The organism is Pseudomonas sp. LBUM1649, assembly GCF_059716155.1.
Genome location: NZ_CP166807.1, coordinates 3,499,876 through 3,517,860 on the forward strand (window position 1 = coordinate 3,499,876; position 17,985 = coordinate 3,517,860).

The following is a 17,985-nucleotide window of genomic DNA, read 5'->3' on the forward strand; positions in this document are numbered from 1 at the left end:
CTATCTCTCAGTGCACGGGGCACGCGCTGACGTGTGCCGCTGAGCCAGGCAAATTGCCGGCCCCGGTATGCTGAGGAAGTCTAGGAGCAGGAACCCACCTGGCCCACTGGCTAAAGGGGGTAGAACGAATGGTTCAAGGGGCGACGAACCTTCGAATACCGGTTCGTCAGATGCCTTCGAGGGTGCTGGCGGTGACTACGGCTTCGGTGCGGTTGCGCACGTTGAGCGCACGGAAGACCGCCGCCAGATGGATCTTCACCGTGCCTTCGCTGATCCCCAGTTCGCGGGCGATCAACTTGTTCGGCTTGCCTTGGGAGAGCAGGCGCAGCACGTCCATCTGGCGTTCGGTCAACAGCTGGCTCAGGGTTTCCATGGAAGGACTGAGTTGCGTGTGGGCGCTGGGCGGCGCTGGCGTGGCATTGCTGTAGGTGCCCGGCGCACCGAGCAGCATCGGCGGGATATAGATGCCGCCGACCAACACCAGGCGCACCGCCGACAACAGCACGTCGGCGCTATAGGCCTTGGGGATAAAGCCCAGCACCCCGAGATCCAGCACCGCGCGCATCACTCGCACATCGTCGGAGCCGGACAATACGATCAGGGGCAAGGCGGGAAACTGGCGACGCAACTGGGTGATATGCGCATAGCCCTGCGCTCCCGGCATCGCCAGATCGACCAGGGCCAGGTCCAGGTCATCGCCCGCCATCTGGAACAATTGCTCGACACAGGATGCACAACGAAACTCGATCTCACCTCCCAGTTGAGCCAGCTTGGCCTGTACGGCTGAAACCACCAGAGCATGATCATCTGCAATCAGGATCTTCATCGTTGGTGACCTTCAAAAGGCTAGTGGGGCTTACTTTAACCCGTGCTTGCGACTGACAGCATAGGCCACCCCACCTACACCATCTGGAATATAGCGAGTGGCCTTGACCCCCTGAAAGAATGCGCACAGACACTTTTGGAATCGCTGAGCATGGACACAAGCCAGCGCCTGGCCTTATGGGCACTCTTAGCCGGTCTGGGATATGGCGGACATCTGATTGACGACGGTAACGCCCAGGCGGCGCTCGTCCGTGCAGCCACTGCGCCACTCCAGGCATTGCACGAGGACTGGCGTGAAGACAAGGGCATTTTGTTCCGCGTTGTCCCCGGCCAACAGTCATCGCCGGACAGGACTCAACCACCTTCCCCGGCCTACAGTCTGCTGCTGGGCACCTTGCACTTCGGTTCGCCCCAGGAGCTCGATTTGGTCCCCAAAAGGCTGCAGCAGAAGGTCCGCCAGATGCACACCTTTGTCGCCGAAGTGGATAGCGCCGAACCCTGGCAACAGGATTTGCAACGCTATCGTCTGCTCGATGGCGACAGCGCCCTGTCCGACCTGATCGGGCCGCAGCGCTTTAACATGCTCTGCAAGCTCTTGCCCCGGGTGCCGCGCGAGCAACTCCAACATCTGCGGCCCTGGGTGGTTCTGGCCTTGCTCGAAGCCCGGGGTGAGCACCCGAGCAAAACGTCCCTCGATGATGAGTTGCAACACTGGGCGCGCCAGGCGCGTCTGCAAGTGCGCGCCCTGGAAACCCTCGAGCAGCAATTTGCCGCACTCGACTGCGTCCCCCCCAGGGAGCAGGCCCTGGTCCTGCGCCAACGCCTCGATCAAGCGGACGACTTCCATGCGCAGGCGAACCGGGTGCTGGGCTATTACCGGGCGCGCAACCTCCCGGCCTGGCTCGATGAAGTCAACTCACCCACGGGGCTGGACAGCCAGGGCGTTGCCCTGGAACAACGCGCGCGCCAGTGCCTGCTGGAAAGCCGTAACGCGCGCTGGCTACAACAACTGGCGGTGCAATTGCGTTCGGGAGGGGTGTTCGTCGCGGTCGGCGCTTTGCATTTGACCGGTCCTCAGGGCTTGCTCGAAGGGCTGCGTCGCCAGGGCTACTCCGTCTATCCAGAAACCCTGTAAGCCGGGAGAACATGATGGCCAATGCTCAAGTCTTCTGGGGTCAAGGTGCCTTCCTCGCCCCTCAGCACCTGCAGCAACAGGACGCCTGGCTGCAAGACTACAGCTTGCGCCTGCACCGTCAGTTCAGCCCCTACCCCAGCGGGTTCTGCAGCTTGCGCATCAACCTCGAAGGTCTCGACAACGGCGTGTTCGACATACTTGGATTCAGCCTGCTCAGTCGCAGCGGCGAATGGATCAGCGGCGGCTCGCAAAACGCCGGCGAACCGGGCAACGCCCATCTGCCAGAACGCTCCCTGGGCAGCCTGGCAATCAGCTCGAACGAGCCGATCAGCCTGTACCTGGTACTGGCCGGGGAAAAACATCTCGCGGGATTTTCGGCCGCGTCCTCGCCCGCCAGCCATGACAGCGCACTGCCGGCCAGGCATGCGTTGCGCAGCGATCGAGTGCCCGACCCCTATGATACCCAGGCCCCCGAAGCCGACGTCGATTACCTGGTGTATCAGCCGCGCATCATCACCAGCCTGGATGAAAACGCCGCGGGCCTGTTGCGTCATTGCGAGGCCTTCAAGGTAGCGGAAATCCTGCCCAACGGGCCTGGCCGCTTTCGCGTGTCCGGCGATTTCATTCCGGCCTGTACCGCCCTCGGCGCTTCCAGTGTGCTCAGCCGCTGGACGCGTAACCTGCACGATCTGCTGCTCTCGCGGGGCAATGACTTTGCCTCGCTGAAGCGCCAGCGCGGCATCCGCGCCGCCTCCACCAGCGCGCAGGAGGTCATGCGCGTGTTGATGATGCAAACCTTCGCCCGCTACATTCCCCTGCTCGATGAGCTGGTGCGCCTGGAGTCCGTCTGCCCCTGGGCGTTGTACCTGGACCTGCGGCGGCTGGTGGCCGAGTTCTCGGTGTTTTCCGAAGAGATCGGCTACAGCGGGGAATTGCGCGGGCGCAGTGACAGCGAGCTGCCGACCTATGACCACCAGGACCTGCGGCATTGTTTCGCCAATGTCTTCGCCCGGGCAGAAAGCCTGATCAAGGCCCTGACCGTCGGCGCCGAGGTCGGTATCACGCTGGCGCACGACGGCCATTACTATAAAGCGGACCTCTCGCCGGCCTTGTTCGACTCGGACAAGACCCGCTTCTACCTGGCCTTCGAATGCGATCTGCAGGGTGTCGAACTGGCCGATCGCTTGCAGCGCACCGGCAAAATCGCTTCGCTCGATGAAATGCCGCGCCTGCTGCAGGCTGCGCTGTTCGGCCTGAAGATCGACCTGCTGGCGGTGGCGCCTGAAGAGCTGCCGCAACGTAGCTCGAACACCACCTACTTCATGATCGATACCCATCATCCGTTCTGGCAGCTTATCCGTGAGCGCCGCAGCATTGCCGTCTTCACCGACCTGCCACCGGACTCGCTGGTCATCAAGCTGTTTCCGGTACAGGTACAGGAGTGACCATGGCCCGCCTTCGCCTGCTCGACTATTTTGCCAAAGCCCTGTCATTCGGCTTGGACCTGGACGCACGCATTGCCGCCAGTACGGTCAAGGAACAGGCCAGCGAACTCCAGCAAAGCCTGCGCGAATTGCTCAATCAGGCCCGCAGTCGCGCCCTGGCCGCCGGCAAGCTGCCCGAACAGGTCGAGCGCGCCGCGTTCGCCGTGGTCGCCTGGTTCGACGAGATCCTGACCCGCAATCCGAGCTGGTGGCATACCGTCACGCCCTTGCAGGTGTCGCTGTTCAACACCAATAACGCCGGCAATGAATTCTTCGAAAAACTCTCCTCCTTGCGCAGCGAAGAGGACGAAGTTCGCGAGCTTTACTATCACATCCTGCTGCTGGGTTTCGTCGGTCAGTACTACTACGAAACCAGCGAGCACGGCGAACTGGCCAAGCTTAAGGAGCTGCATGCGCGGCAGTTGCCGCTGGCACCGGTGGCCCTGCATGCCGTGGCTGAAGGCGGCATCACTGCCCAGCCCTATGGCGAAAAAGATCCCTCCGGGCCACGCTATCCCAGGCAGTGGGACCAGTTACTGCTCCAGGGCGCGGCGCTGCTGGCCCTGCTCATCCCGCTGGGCTATCTGGGCTGGCTGCTCCTGGCGACACCCGAGGAACGCGGGCCGACACTGGCCGAGCGCGTCGACCGGCAACTGCAGGGCTACTCATGCGCCGATCTGTCGGCGCAGGTTGACGCAGACGGCAACACTCGCGTCACTGGCTACCTGCAGCGCAGTGAGGATGTCACACGGCTGACCCAGGACATCCAGGCGCTCGACGGCGTCAAACAGGCCAATTTCGAGCTCGCCGTGCACATCTGGCCACATTGCGAGGCGGCGGCTTTGCTCAAGCCCTGGCGGGAACGCAACCTGGCCGATCACCGAGGCCTGGCGGTCACGCCGCGGGCCGGACACGCGGCGCTGTTCAGCGAGGGCGAACGGGTGATTGTCAAACTGCACCAGGCCGATTTCGACGGTTACCTGTACGTCGACTACTACACCGTCGACGGCCAGGTCATCCACCTCTACCCCAACCGCCGCGAGCCCGACAGCGGCCGGCTGATCAAGGCCGGTGAAGTGTTCACGGTAGGTGAGCGGATCGCCGAAGGCTGGGAAGTCGGCCCGCCGTTCGGCCAGGAAATGATCAGCGTGATAGCCGTCGGCAAACCGCTCTACCCTGCCGAGCGCGCGGAATTCGAACCTGCCTCGGACTACTTGCCCTACCTGCGTGGATTGCTCGGCGCACGGCACGACGATGCCAGCCTGCTTTCCGACTTCCTGTTCCTGCAAACCGAAGCCAAGCGGTGACCCAACCATGACCATCGCCCAGCAACTTGAGCGCAATGCCGCCCGCCTGGCCCGCCTGCCGGGCTTGAGTCGTCCGCCTGCCTACCGGGGGGCGGCCCTGTTCCTGCTGATCGCCGGGTTGCTCGGCCTTTATTGGGTGGTGCGCTATGCCCTGCCGGTGCTGCCGGCCGGTTTCTGGCGCCTGTGCGCGTTCTGCCTGACGGCGCTCGCCGTACTCTGGTGGTTCTTGCGTGGCGCCCGGCGTTTCTCCCAACACGGGCGAGCCCGGCGTCAGTTGGGCGACCTCGGACCGGGCAACCCCGAAGACGAACGCCTGCCCTTGCAGCGCATGCAACAGGAACTGGCCCACGCCCGGCACATCATTGCCCGTTCTCCCGATATCGCCCGGGGGCGCAACCCGCTGTATCGCACCCCCTGGTTTCTGTTCATCGGCGATCAGCAGAGCGAGGTCGCGGCCTTGCTCGCCAGCGCCGGCAAGGTGTCACCTTTCCCCGCGCCCAAGCGTGAGTCCGACGCCAATGATCCGCATTGGTACTGGTGGTTCTTCAAATCGATGATCGCCATTGAAAGCCATTGGTGCCTGGTCAGCGATTCCCACCAACGACTGGAACGCGGCCTGTGGTACCAGGCGCTGCAACTGCTGGCCAACGACCGTGACCGCTTGCCGTTGAACGGCCTGGTGGTATGCGTCGGCGTCAGCACGCTGCTGCAGGAGCCGGACGCGATACGCGCCGTGGCTATGCGCCTGCGCCGATTGACCGACGAAGCGCTGGAACACCTGCAAATCCAGATGCCCATCTATCTACTGGTCACCGGCCTGGAACAGTTGCCCGGCTGTCGGCAGTTTTGCGCGGCATTGCCGGCCCAGGCGCTGGATCGCGCACTTGGTCACCGCCTGCCCGCCAATGCCACGATCAGCGCCGCCACCAGCCAGCAGTTCGACGAACTCTATGGACCCATCGTCCAGCGCCTGCAAGCCCTGCGCATGAGCGTGCTGCGCGAGCAGCAGGACGCGCAGGGGCGCCACGCCATCTGGTCCTTCGTCGAAAGCCTGAGCAACTTAGGCCCCGGCCTGCAAAGCCTTGTGACGCTGATGCTGGAGGACAATCCATTCCAGCGCACGCCGCAATGGCGCGGGCTGTACTTCACCGCCGCCGGTACCAATGGCAGCGGGCTGCCGGCGCAGGGCGCGTTCATCAGCGACCTGTTCACCCGCCTGCTGCCGGCGGACCAGCCACTGGCCAGCCCGAGCCTGCGCGGCAACACCCGCCGAATGACCATCGCCGGGGTCGGCGTGCTGGCGTTGCTGGGCTTGTCGGTGATCTTCAGTGCCGGACTATCCGATGTGCACAAGGACGACGGCCGGCTGCTGCAGCAAACCCGCCTGGCCTGCCAGGAACAAAGCAGTCACGGCGCAACGGCGCGCATCGGCTGGCTGGCACGCTGCGGGCGCACCATCGAGCAGCTCGAAAGCGCCGCCGCCAGCGGCATCGGCCTGGGCCTGCGGCGGGCCGATAGCGATATCGGCCGCTTGAAGAGCCAGGTGCTCAAGGAGTTTTCCAACCTGATCCTGGCGCCCTACGATCAGTTGCTCGAATCCGACCTGGGCCGTGGCCAGGTCGGGCTCGAACATCTGTTGGCGCTCAACCAGCGCCTGCGCCTGCTGGAACACTGCCGGCGACGAAGCGCTGCGTGTACGGACGAACTGACCAGCAATGTCACGTTCGATGCCCAGGGGCGGCTATTCGGCCCTTTCGTTTCGGGTGAGCTGGACCCCCAGGCCGACCGCGCGCACGCGGCGGACTTGCTCACCACGTACCTGGGTTACCTGCGCTGGCAGCAACCGGCGCTGCTCGACGCCGAAGCCAATCGCCTCAAGACCCTGTTGACCCGCTTGCTGGCGCTCTACCAGCCGACTCCGGACGACGTCCGCCAGTGGGCCGGCAAACGTTATGACGCCTTGTTGTTGAACGGGTTCTGGCTGCCGTCCGACCAGGTGGTCGGGGTCGACGAGGACACCTTGCCGAAAGTCGCGGCGGCCTTCACCACCACGGTCTGGAGCGCAGTACTGGCGCCGATGCTCGAAACCAGCGAGGCCAACGCCCCCTCGGCAGCCGCCGCACTGGAGGGGTTTCGCAACGCTTACCTGGGCGATTATCTGCAGGAGTGGGCGCGTTTTCAGAGTCAGTTCTTTGCCGGGGTCGAGTTGTGGCGCGGGCGCTATGAGGCCTTGACCCGCCGCGCCGCCAGCCATGAAAACCCCTACCGACTGTTGTTTCGCGAAAGCCAGCGCAACCTCGCCGCCTTGCCTTTGCGCCAACCCCTGGCAGCACGCTGGCAACGGGCCTGGGCCAGCGCCCGTCTGGACTGGCTGGACGCCTGGCGCCCGCTCGGGGCGTTTGTCGGCGAGACCTTCAATGGCTGGTTCGCCAATGAGCAGTTGCTCGACGCTCCGCTGTGGTGGCTGGCGCAACAGCACGCGCTGCCGCAACTGCGTGACCAGGAAAGCCAATTCGCCAGCGCTTACTTGCGCCTGCAGCAGCAAGGCAACGATCAGGAGTTGTATCGGGTAGCCGCCGAGCTGTTTCGCAACGACGGCCAACAAGGTGAGTACGCCACCCTGCTGCAGCGCTTCGACAAACCCGACGAGACCTACGCCAAGCGTTTCAGCGCCACCGATATGGCCGCCTGGCAAGTGATGAACGGCCCGGCGCGCCTGTTGCTGTTCCTGACCCTGCGCCGCACCGGCGAATTCATCGAGCAACGCTGGCGGGACAGCGTGCTCGGCGCCTTGCACAACCTGCCACCGGCGCAACAGCTCGATGCCCTGTATGGCGAAAAGGGCAAGCTGGCCGCCTTCGTTCACGACTGGCTGGCACCCTTCGTCAGCCAGGGTGAGCGGGCGCCCTTGCAAGTGGCCGGCTTGGCCCTGCCCTTGAGCCCGTCCTACAGCGCGATGATCGCCAGCGAACAGCGTCTGCAACCGTTGCTCAATGGCCGCGCGCCCTTCCCGGCCGGCAACTTTCAGTTCACCCGCGCCAGCCAGTTCGGCAGCGTCGACGAAGGTCCGCAAGGCACCCAGCTGGAGGTGGACTGCAAAGACCGCGTGTACAGCGCCACCAGCAAGGCCGAGTCCCTGGCCGATGCACGCACGCGGGTGTACTGGTCCCCCGAGCAATGCCCGGAAGCGCGCCTGCGCATTGCCCTGCCCCAACCGGAACCGCCGCCACCGCCTGCCGCCGCTGCCCCGGCAGCCACAGCCAGCGCCACCAGCCCCGCGCCTGCGCCCGCCGCCCAACCCGCGCCTGGCGCCCGATTGACTCGGGTCTACAGTGGCGCCGATGGCTTCGTGCGCTTGCTCGACGAATTTCGCGACGGTTCGCGCAGCCTGCGCATCGCCGACTTTCGCGGCGCCTACAGCGCCGCCCAGTGGCAGACCCTGCAACCGCAACTGGCGGGGCTGGCCAACGTGCGGGTGTACTTGAGTATCCAGCCCTCGGACGAATTGAAACGTTTCCTCAGCGCCCGCAACACGCCCACCAGCGTGCCCACCTCTATCCTGGAGTAAGACTGCCATGGCCATCGACATCGCCGCACTGCTGCAACCCTTGAGCGAATCGGCTCCCTGTGGCGACGACGTGAGTTTTTCCGAGGTTTACGACCGTATTCGCGAAGAGCGGCGCGCCGATGATCCGAGTTTGTCGCAAGGGGATTGGCAGACGGAGCTGAAGACGGCGAACTGGCGCAACGTCGTAGAGCTCAGCAGCCAGGTACTAAGCGGACAAAGCAAAGACCTGCAAGCGGCGGTCTGGCTGGGTGAAGCCCTGATTGCCCGCGATGGCCTTGCCGGGGTGGCCGATGCCTGTGATCTGCTCGATGGCTTGCTGGAGAATTTCTGGGATGGCCTATATCCACTGACCGAGGGCGATGATCTGGAAGAACGCGCCTCGCGACTGGCCTGGTTCAACCAGTACGCGACCCTGGCATTGCGCAAGGCGCCGCTCACCAGTGGCGAGCCGGCCATGAGCCTTAACGACTGGCAAACCTCCCGCGAAGTGGACAACCTCGCCCGACAAAATCGCGAGGCTTGGCAGAGTGCAATTGACGAAGGCAAACCCGATGGCGAAGCCTTCGATCAAGCCCTGCGCAAAAGCGGCCGTGACTCGGTCGCGGCCACCCTTGCCGCCATTGAACGTGCTCAGACCACACACCAGCGCTTGAATGCGCAGGTCAATGCGCGTTTCCGTCGTCAGGCGCCTAGTCTGGCCGGCTTGGGTGAAACATTGGGTCAGGCGCGCCAGGTGTTGCTCAAGGTGGCGCAAGAGCTGGGAATACAGGCGCCGACGATTGTTGATGTCCCCACCGAAGTGAGTTCGACACCCGCTACAATGAGCAGCTCACTCAACCTTGAGCAGCCCAGCGCTGTCGCACCGGTGTTGAATATCCGCAATCTGACGACGAAACAAGAAGCTTTGCGGCAATTAAAGGAAATCGCGGAGTTCTTCCGCCACAGCGAACCACATAGTCCGGTGGCATATTTAGTTGAACGGGCGGTGGCTTGGGCGGATATGCCGCTGGATCAGTGGTTGAGCGAGGTAGTGGATGATGAGGGGTTGTTGGGGAGGATTAGGGAGAAAATTGGGGTAGTACGGTCATGAAATTTCGACTGACTTGATCAATTCTGCAACTTCGATCTTGAGGTGTAATAGTGCGAAACTCAAGTGACAATTTCGCTAAGCCTAGACTCAAGATGAAAGGTATTCTCCTGGATCGTCATTTGGAACGATAACGTGAGAACCAAGGTCATCAATGAGTAAACGAGCACTACCAATTTTCGCAACGAACAACGTCACTTGACGCGTCTCAATAAAAACCTGAGTGCCAGGATATCCCATTTCGCACCCATGGAAATCACCAGGATGCACTTTCTCCACATACACCACTGCGCCTGGACGCACTTGAAATTTAGTAACATAGCGACAACTATTCCCCCACTCCGCAATAGAAAATAACGCTTCCGCTTCCTTTCTCGTATTCGGACACTCAAGTGAAAAGCAAACACCTGGGCGAGCCGGATTACCCATTTCCGTTGAGACACCACCCCAGACACGATAGAGAGTATAAAAATGACCGACCACAACGCGCTTGGGCTCAAGCATAAAACCTTCGTCGCGCCAGTCCCAAATAGGCATCACCATTGAACTCCTATGAACCCATGGAGTCATGGACTCATGGGTATAATCAAACATTCATAACTTTGCCCGACGCACTCAAGTTTAATGTGACACCCATATAAAAACATCTTTTCTGATCCAGCCTTTTGGTGCACCCTGACTTAATTGCGGTTGTGATAAGTACTCGCGAAGACAACTTTGTGGATCAACACCCTCAGCCGCCACATGAACGCTTAGAAAGCTTTGCATTTTCGCACCCTCAAATTCCTGATTCCACTCCTGGATTCCGACGCATAACAAAACTCCACGCCCACGTACAAGTCTAGGCAAGATCTGGGGCATAAGTTTGTCTATTTCTTGATTTACATAACGTGACAGCCCCCATCCATTAAGCCATACCAAGGATTTTTGAAGTAGCTTAACGCCAGCCGCGACACCTGACCCAAAATTAGACATACCACCAGTAGGCCTTGGACCCGAGTTAACCTCGACTGTTTGAAAGTAGACTTCAGACATTTTTTTCACTCCAAGTTGTATTATACCAACCTGACTCATCAAAAACCGCCTTTAAAATTCATGCCCCGCCCACCTGTAAAAAATATTCAAACTTTTTTATTCGCTTTGCGATCCCAGCCGGCCGAGGCATTCCCGGCTGCTTTTCCGTCGATACCGATTTTTGTGTAGGTCATTTCGAGTTTCCCGAAAACAAGACTCACACTCTCTACAGGCACATCCTCATTTCCTTGAGCATCTCCCCCACGACTCACCGAACTGATGAGGACATCACTCATTTTGTACTCCATGTACTTAGCTTTATCGCCACCCGAGCGATTCAAAGTTACAGTAACTTTAGGAACGTGTTGGCCGGTGCAGCAGTACTCAAACAACTTAACGCTGGCCAGATCCAAATTATGGGTGAATATGAAATTATGAACGTCTACCCGAGCCGAACTCAAATTACCCGCCGATGAAGCCGTACTGGATAAAGTTTGCGAGGCGCCAAAGCCGTAATTATGGATTTCGATCCAGTCCTTGTGCTTGTCATCAGTACTTTCGCCCTTGATGCCTTCAAGCTGGATAAATGCGTCGAATGCCATGTCAGTGCTCCTGAATAGCCGGACTAGGGGCCGGCGGTGTGAGATTCAGTGTAGAAATGCCTGGAACTTGTGAACATTCCCCGGATGGTCTAACCAGCGTGGGCATTCGGTAGAAAGCATTCATCAATAACGTCGGCTGTTTGAGTTAGGACCAAGGTCGCGGTGGCCTCAGGCGACCGCATAAGTCTGGGTATGCAATTGCAGCTGCGCATCGAACTGCACCTGTTGCCGCTCACCGCCCAGGGACAACAATGCCTCCACCTTGAAGCGCAAAATCCGCCGCTGTTCGTTGAGCGGTTCAAGGCTCACACGCACTCGCGTCAGCCTCGACTCATGCAAGGCAATCGACTGTTCCAGGCCCCGACGGATGCTGTCGCGGTCCTTGGCGCTGTGCAGGCTCAGCGCGGAAAAATCCGGAATGCCATAGGTCAGCGATGACTTGCGGCATTCGACAAATCCGTTCGGGATCAGGCGGATCGCTTCGCAGCGGGTGTTGAGCAGGAACTCCAGGTCGCGCGCCACCGCGTTGCGCAACGCCACATGGTCCACGCGCCCCGCTGGGGGCACGCTTGCCTGTTCCTGCAGGCGATCAATCAGGCTGCTCATCGCTCACCGAACCTTCAGCGCGCTGACTTCGGCAGTTCCGCCACCAGGCGCAACGACACGCTCAATTCGTCCAGTTGATAGTGTGGGCGCAGAAAGGCCGCCGCCTTGAACACCCCGGGTTTGCCGGCAACCTCGGCCACTTCGATGCGCGCTTCACGCAGCGGGAACTGCGCCTTGCGCTCCTGCGAAGCGGTGTCATCCAGCAGCACGTACTGGGCGATCCAGGTATTGAGAAAACTCTCGACGCTGGTCTTGGAAGCGAAGCTGCCGATCTTGTCGCGCATCATCGATTTCAAATAATGGGCAATTCGGCTGACGGCAAAGATGTATTGCAATTGGGTCGACAACCGCGCATTGGCGTTAGCCGCATCGGTGTTGTATTGCTTGGATTTCTGCGCCGACTGGGTGGAGAAGAACGCCGCGTAGTCGGTGTCCTTGCAGTGCACCAGGGGAATGAAACCCAAGTCGGCCAGTTCTTTTTCGCGGCGGTCGGTAATGGCGATTTCCGTGGGGCATTTGAGCGCCACTTCTCCGTCGTCGGTGCCAAAGGTATGGGTGGGCAAGCCTTCAACCAGGCCGCCACCTTCAACGCCACGAATCGCCGCGCACCAGCCGTAGCGGGCAAAGGCATCGGTGGTGCGGGCCGCGAGCGCATAGGCAGCATTGGTCCACAGGTACTTGCCGTGGTCCTTGCCCGAGACGTCTTCCTGAAAGTTGAATGCCTCCACCGGGGCCGTGTCCGGGCCATAGGGCAAACGGCCGAGCACATGGGGCAACGCGAGGCCGACATAGCGGGAGTCTTCCGAGGCGCGGAAGGATTTCCATTTGGCGTATTCCACGGTGTCGAAGATTTTCGCCAGGTCCCGTGGGCCGGACAGCTCCGTGTGGCTGTCGAAGCCGAACATCTCCGCCGATGCCGCCGACAGGAACGGTGCATGGGCAGCGGCCGCGATGTGCGACACTTCCTCCATCAGGTACATGTCTTCCGGATGACGGCCAAATTCAAAGTCGCCAACCAGGGCGGCAAAGGGTGCACCACCAAAGGTCCCGTACTCTTCCTCATAAATCTTCTTGAACAGCGCCGACTGATCAAAGTCCGAAGCGCTCTTGAGATCTTTCACCAGGTCCTTCTTGCTCGCATTGAGCACCTTGATCTTCAGGCTGGTGCTGGTTTCGCTGCTGTCCACCAGGTACTTGAGCCCACGCCAGCTGGCCTCGAGCTTCTGAAACTCGGGGGCGTGCATCACCGTCGACAGTTGTTCGGAAAGCAGGCCGTCGAGCTGGGCGATGCGCGCATCGATGGAGGCGATGGCGTCGTTGGAGATGCTCATCTCGCCCTCGTTCACCTGCGCCACCAGCTCGGCGATCAGGTCGCGAGCGCGGGCTTTTTCGCTGTCGGTACGGGCCACCCTGCTCTGCGCCAGGATGCTGTCGAGTAACGACGGCGCCTCGCTGGCGGCCACGGGGGCTGCGGCGCTGCCAGGTTCAGTCTGTGTATCGGCCATCTCGTGCTCTCCTGTGAGGTTCAGGCTTGCGGGCAGGCGCGTGGCCGGCGTCAGCTTTCTTCCGATTTTACCGGTGCAGCCATTTCGCGACTCAGGCGGGCGATCTGGTCGGTGTTGTTCAACACCTCGCCCAGCAACTCTTCGAAGCGATCATTACCGGCCATTTTGTTGCGCAGGTCGGCGAGTTTCTGCCGCGCTTCCAAAAGCTTGCGCAGCGGTTCGATCTGCTGCACCACGCCCTGGGGTTCGAAGTCGGCCAGGCTGGAGAAATGCAATTGCACGCCGATGCGGCTGTTGTCATCGGTCAGGCGATTGTCTACCTGGAACTGCAGGCGCGGTTTCATGCCTTTGAGCACGTCGTCGAAGTTGTCTTTGTCGAGGTTGACGAACTTGCGCTCCTTGAGCTTGGGCAGTGGCTCCTGCGGCTGACCGCTGAAGTCGCCGAGTACACCGCACACGAAGGGCAGTTCTTTCTTTTCGATGGCGTCGCCGATTTCCACGTCATAGGTCAGTTGCACACGCGGTGCGCGGACCCTGTCGAGTTTATGCTGGGTACTTTCCTTTGCCATGGGAGCGACCTCTGCGAACGCCCGGGCGGTACGCCGGAGCATTTGCCTCAATTTAGGTCGTGGTGCCTGCCGCGGGTATTGGCCGGACGGCCAGTTGGATATAGGCAATTCGCTCTATTAACCTGCCCGGGCGAACCCCGGGCGGCGCGATTCAGCCCTTGCGCCGTTCGCCGAACATCTGCACGGCGAATTTACCGCGATGGTGAAACAGCGAGGCGACGATGGCTTCGCGCATCACCCGTGGCGAGACCGGCTTGTGCAACACCGGGATATCGGCCTGCGCTACTGCGTGCAAACGCTCGGGTTTGGTTTCCCCGGTGACCATCAGCCCCGCCGGGGGTCGACCGCGAACATTCTCCAGCTCCTGGATGCCGCGCAGCACATCGAGGCCATCGCCATCCCCGAGCAACAGGTCGGTCAACACGATGTCGGCCGGTTCCTGCCAGGCCCGGGCCAGTTCCAGAGCCTCGCCGACACTGGACGCTACTTCGACGATCATGCCCCAGTTGTTCAGGACCATGCTCAAGCTTTCGAGGATCACCGGTTCATCGTCGACGATCAGAATCCGCAATCCACTCACCGGTAAGGGGTAGGTGACATCGACCGGCAAACGCCGGTCTTCGCACACAGATTGACTGGCGTCTTCGAGCCACAGGCTGATAACCGTTCCCTGGCCCCGGACTGAACGCAGCCGAATCGGCACAGCCATCAATTCACACAGGCGCCGCACCGTTGCCAGTCCCAGGCCCATACCACGACTGACACGCGCTGCGCGCTCGCTGCCGTTGGCCGACGTGGGGCTCATGGGCACCTGGTAGAAGTCTTCGAACACCCGTTGCTGATGCTCTGCCGCGATGCCGACGCCGGTGTCCCAGATGTCGATGCGAATTTTCCCATCGGCCTTGCGCGCGCCCAGCAGGACGCCACCGTGCAGGGTGTGGTGCAAGGCATTGGATACCAGGTTATTGAGAGTTCGCGCCAACATGCCATAGTCGCTGCGCACCTGCAGATCAGTCTTGCGCACGATCAACCGCAGCCCCTGGGATTCGGCAATCGGCCTGAAGTTGCGACTGACTTCGTCGAACAGCGTGTCGAGTTGCTGAACCGACCACTGCGGCAGGACCACGCCGGAGTCCAGTCGCGACAGGTCAAGCAGCTCGGAAAACAGGCGATCCAGCGCCTCGACGCACTCCTGCATGCGTTTGACATGTTCGCGCCGTACCGGATCGGTTTCGTCAACCTTGAGGGCATCGATAAACAGGGTAAGTGCGTGCAATGGCTGGCGCAGGTCATGGCTGGCCATCGCCAGCAGCCGGGTTTTCGATTCGCTCAATGCCTGCAGTTGCGCATTCTGGTAAATCAGCTGGGTCGTCGCCGCATCGACCCGCGCCTGCAGGTTCTGCCGGCGTTCCAGCAGCGATTGCGCGGTGTGATTGAAACCACGCTGCAACCGGCCGATGTCCGCTTCGTCATTGACTTCGACCTGGGCAAGAACGCCCTGGTCCAACTGGTCCATGGCATCGGCAAGGATACTGATGGGTTTGCTAACCTTGCGCGCCACCCACCAACTGACGCCTCCAATCATCAGCAGCCAGCCTGCGAGTAGGGCGAATATAAGTTGATCCTGCTTGTGGCAGATCAGCAAGATGCCTTCCTTGCTGTATTGCAGCACCACTTGCCCCTGCCTGGCACCCTGGGCATCCAGCAAGGCGAATTCGGTCACCAGCTCTTGTTCGCTGGCGTCGGCGCGCCGGGTCTGCGCCAACACTTCACCGGAGTCGGCCAGTACCTTGATGCCCTGTAAAGGCGAATGGCGCACGGCAGCTTCAATCAGCCGTGCCACGCGCGGGACGTCCCCCGTTGCCATGGGTTCTTGCAGGTGAGTGGCGAGCAACGTCGACTCCAGGCTGCCCTGCTCGACCAATAGCCGCGTTAGTTCGTGCTCGGAATAGTTGCCAAGGACCAGCAAGGCCACCAGGGTGGCGATAAACGAAGGTACGACCGCCAGCAATGCCAGGCGTATGTACAAGGGCCTGGACAGCAACCAGCTGCGCAGAGCCTGCCTGTGACTATGCCAGCGCGATTGTGGCGTTTCTTGCGAGCGCACAGGTGCATCGTGTGAATCCTCTTCCGACTGAGCGGCCATGCGCGTCGCACCTCTGCACGGTAAAAGATAGTGTCCCTGACCCGATCGCCCATAGACTGGAGCAAGATTGACGGGGGTTCCAAAGCCAAAGTGATATCAACAAGCCATTAGTAATATAGTGCAATAACCCCTTGGATCCATGGCCACTCAACCGGGCATTTGCGCCGTACGTCGGACGATTTGAACTATCGCGGACTTCGCCTCACGCCCACAGGCATAGGCCATTCGGCAAATAGGCCGTGGCCAGGTGCGTCTCTAGACTGTGCGAACTGGTCAAGCGCTGCCTGCTGGAGTTCGCACCATGCTCGACACGCTGTTGCCCTACTACGAGGAAGAGCTGCTCGCGTTGCGCAAACTGTCGCGCGACTTCGCCGAGCGTTACCCGAAAATAGCCAGCCGATTGTTGCTCGATGGCGAGGTGTGCGAAGACCCGCATGTCGAGCGTCTGCTCGAATCCTTTGCCTTTCTCACCGCACGTATCAACAAAAAACTCGACGACGACTTCCCACAAATCAGTGAAGCATTGCTCTCGGTGCTCTATCCGCATTTCCTGCGGCCCGTGCCGTCGATGTCCATTGCACAGCTGCTGCCCACGCTCGGGGTAACGCTCAATGCCATGCAGGCGGTCCCGCGCGGTACCCTTTTGCTGACGCGCCCGGTCCAGGGGATGGCGGTGAAATACCGTTGCGCCTGGCCCGTGGAGGTCTGGCCGATCAGCATCAGCCAGGCCAGCTGCACTTCGGCGCAACGCAGCAAGGTGTCTGCCGCCAGCGTGGCGAAAATCAGCTTGCGCCTGCAAGCCAGCGGTCAATTGACACTGGGACAGCTCAACCCTGGGCGCCTGCGGTTTTTCCTGGACGGTGAAAGTGCCCTGGTGCATTGCCTTCATGAGCTGTTGCTCAATAGCGTGGAGCGCATTGTGATCAGCGCGGCTGATGGCGAACCCCAGGTCGATCCCTTGATACTGCACGCCGAGGCCCTGCAGGCAGTCGGTTTTGCCGCCGACGAAGGCATTCTCGATTACGACCCGCGCTCCTTTATCGGTTACCGGCTGATCCAGGAATATTTCACCCTGCCGGAAAAATTCCTGTTCATCGACTTGCTCAAACTGGACTTGAGCCGGTTTGCGCGCGCCGTCGAAATTCATATCGAGTTGCGCCCGTTCGGACGCCCCGAGCGGCTGGCGCGACTGGTCCAGGGCGTCGGTGTCGAGACCTTTCGCCTGCACTGCACCCCGGTGGTCAACCTGTTCAAACAGCAGGCCGAACCCATCCGCCTGACGCACGAACTGCACGAGTATCCGGTCATCCCCGATGTACGCCGCCCCTTGGGACTGGAGGTCTACAGCATCGACAGCCTGTGCCGCCACACTCGCACGGCCCAGCAGGAAACCCTGACCCACTACCTGCCCTTCTACTCGGTGTTTCATGGCACTGCCGGCGAAGACAATCAGGGCGATCGCGACACCTGGTGGATCGCCCGGCGCGTGCCATCGGTGCATGGCGATGACGCCAGCGATCTGCGCATTGCCCTGGTGGACCGGCAGATGGACCCGCATCTGCCAGCGGCCGAGAGCCTCTCGATCGCCCTGACCTGCACCAATCGCGACCTGCCCTCGCTCTTGCCATTTGGGGGTGATGACAGCCTGCTGCAACGCGAGGATGGCGGTGCCGTGGGCCGTGCACGCCTGCTGAAAAAACCCTCCGCGACCTGGCGCGCGCCCATGCGCCTGGCCAATCAATGGCGCCTGATCTCACACCTGGCACTCAATCATCTGTCGATTGTCGAAGGCGGACGCGAGCCGCTGCTGGAAATACTCAGCCTGTACAACTTCGCCGACTCGGCGAGCCTGCGCCGGCAGATCGCCGGAATTGTCAGCATCCATTCCACGCCCGGGCTCGAACTGATCGGCCAGGCGCCACGACGGGCCTGGGTTCGCGGCACCGAAATTGCCCTGACCTTCGATGAGGATCTCTACGTAGGCAGCGGCATCTACCTGTTGGCCCGGGTTCTGGATCTGTTCTTCGGCCTCTACTGTACGGCCAACTCCTGGACTCGCCTGAGTGTGTACAGTCGCCAGCGGGAAGAGCGGGTGGTGATGTTTGCGGCGCGCGTCGGCGCCCATCCCCTGGCCTGA

14 protein-coding genes are annotated in these 17,985 nt (G+C 61.1%); 6 read left to right on the forward strand and 8 right to left on the reverse strand.

Translation table 11 applies throughout. The annotated features are described in order from the left end of the window. Positions 1-166: 166 nt before the first annotated feature. Positions 167-826, reverse strand: coding sequence for a LuxR C-terminal-related transcriptional regulator (locus ACA058_RS16135; protein ID WP_497634914.1), 660 nt, complete (start codon positions 824-826; stop codon positions 167-169). 150 nt (positions 827-976) lie between these two features. Here ACA058_RS16135 and ACA058_RS16140 point away from each other — a divergent pair, with 150 nt between their 5' ends. From ACA058_RS16140 to tssA, 5 genes are read left to right on the forward strand one after another with little or no spacing between them, the layout of a single operon-like run. Further along, positions 977-1,960, forward strand: coding sequence for a TraB/GumN family protein (locus ACA058_RS16140; RefSeq protein ID WP_497634916.1), 984 nt, complete (start codon positions 977-979; stop codon positions 1,958-1,960). Between the two features lie 14 nt (positions 1,961-1,974). Then, the gene (gene tssK, locus ACA058_RS16145; RefSeq protein ID WP_497634917.1) at positions 1,975-3,405 is read left to right on the forward strand and encodes a type VI secretion system baseplate subunit TssK; all 1,431 of its coding nucleotides are present in this window, start codon (positions 1,975-1,977) and stop codon (positions 3,403-3,405) included. Between the two features lie 2 nt (positions 3,406-3,407). Beyond that, positions 3,408-4,751: a DotU family type IV/VI secretion system protein gene (locus tag ACA058_RS16150; RefSeq protein WP_497634919.1), complete on the forward strand. Its 1,344-nt coding sequence runs from the start codon at positions 3,408-3,410 to the stop codon at positions 4,749-4,751. Positions 4,752-4,758: 7 nt separating this feature from the next. Further along, entirely contained in the window at positions 4,759-8,319 is a 3,561-nt protein-coding gene (locus tag ACA058_RS16155) for a type VI secretion protein IcmF/TssM N-terminal domain-containing protein (RefSeq protein ID WP_497634920.1), read from the forward strand. Positions 8,320-8,326: 7 nt separating this feature from the next. Next, entirely contained in the window at positions 8,327-9,409 is a 1,083-nt protein-coding gene (gene tssA / locus ACA058_RS16160; protein WP_497634921.1) for a type VI secretion system protein TssA, read from the forward strand. An 87-nt stretch (positions 9,410-9,496) separates the two neighbouring features. Here the strand turns inward: tssA and ACA058_RS16165 are convergent, their stop codons facing one another. The 7 genes from ACA058_RS16165 to ACA058_RS16195 form a co-directional block, all read right to left on the reverse strand. Continuing rightward, entirely contained in the window at positions 9,497-9,949 is a 453-nt protein-coding gene (locus ACA058_RS16165) for a hypothetical protein (RefSeq protein WP_497634922.1), read from the reverse strand. Positions 9,950-10,027: 78 nt separating this feature from the next. Then, a complete protein-coding gene (locus ACA058_RS16170; protein WP_497634923.1) occupies positions 10,028-10,441 on the reverse strand; it encodes a hypothetical protein in 414 nt (137 codons plus the stop codon). 86 nt (positions 10,442-10,527) lie between these two features. Next, positions 10,528-11,022, reverse strand: coding sequence for an Hcp family type VI secretion system effector (locus ACA058_RS16175; RefSeq protein WP_497634924.1), 495 nt, complete (start codon positions 11,020-11,022; stop codon positions 10,528-10,530). Positions 11,023-11,190: 168 nt separating this feature from the next. Then, positions 11,191-11,628 carry a type VI secretion system baseplate subunit TssE gene (gene tssE / locus ACA058_RS16180; RefSeq protein WP_497634925.1) on the reverse strand — a complete coding sequence of 146 codons (438 nt, stop codon included), beginning with the start codon at positions 11,626-11,628 and terminating at the stop codon, positions 11,191-11,193. A 14-nt stretch (positions 11,629-11,642) separates the two neighbouring features. Beyond that, positions 11,643-13,133, reverse strand: a complete 1,491-nt coding sequence (gene tssC, locus ACA058_RS16185; RefSeq protein WP_497634926.1) for a type VI secretion system contractile sheath large subunit — start codon at positions 13,131-13,133, stop codon at positions 11,643-11,645. Positions 13,134-13,183: 50 nt separating this feature from the next. Beyond that, the gene (gene tssB, locus ACA058_RS16190; protein WP_497634927.1) at positions 13,184-13,702 is read right to left on the reverse strand and encodes a type VI secretion system contractile sheath small subunit; all 519 of its coding nucleotides are present in this window, start codon (positions 13,700-13,702) and stop codon (positions 13,184-13,186) included. Between the two features lie 151 nt (positions 13,703-13,853). After that, positions 13,854-15,848, reverse strand: a complete 1,995-nt coding sequence (locus ACA058_RS16195; protein WP_497634928.1) for an ATP-binding response regulator — start codon at positions 15,846-15,848, stop codon at positions 13,854-13,856. A 301-nt stretch (positions 15,849-16,149) separates the two neighbouring features. Between ACA058_RS16195 and tssF the strand changes: the two genes are divergently transcribed. Beyond that, positions 16,150-17,985, forward strand: a complete 1,836-nt coding sequence (gene tssF / locus ACA058_RS16200; RefSeq protein WP_497634929.1) for a type VI secretion system baseplate subunit TssF — start codon at positions 16,150-16,152, stop codon at positions 17,983-17,985.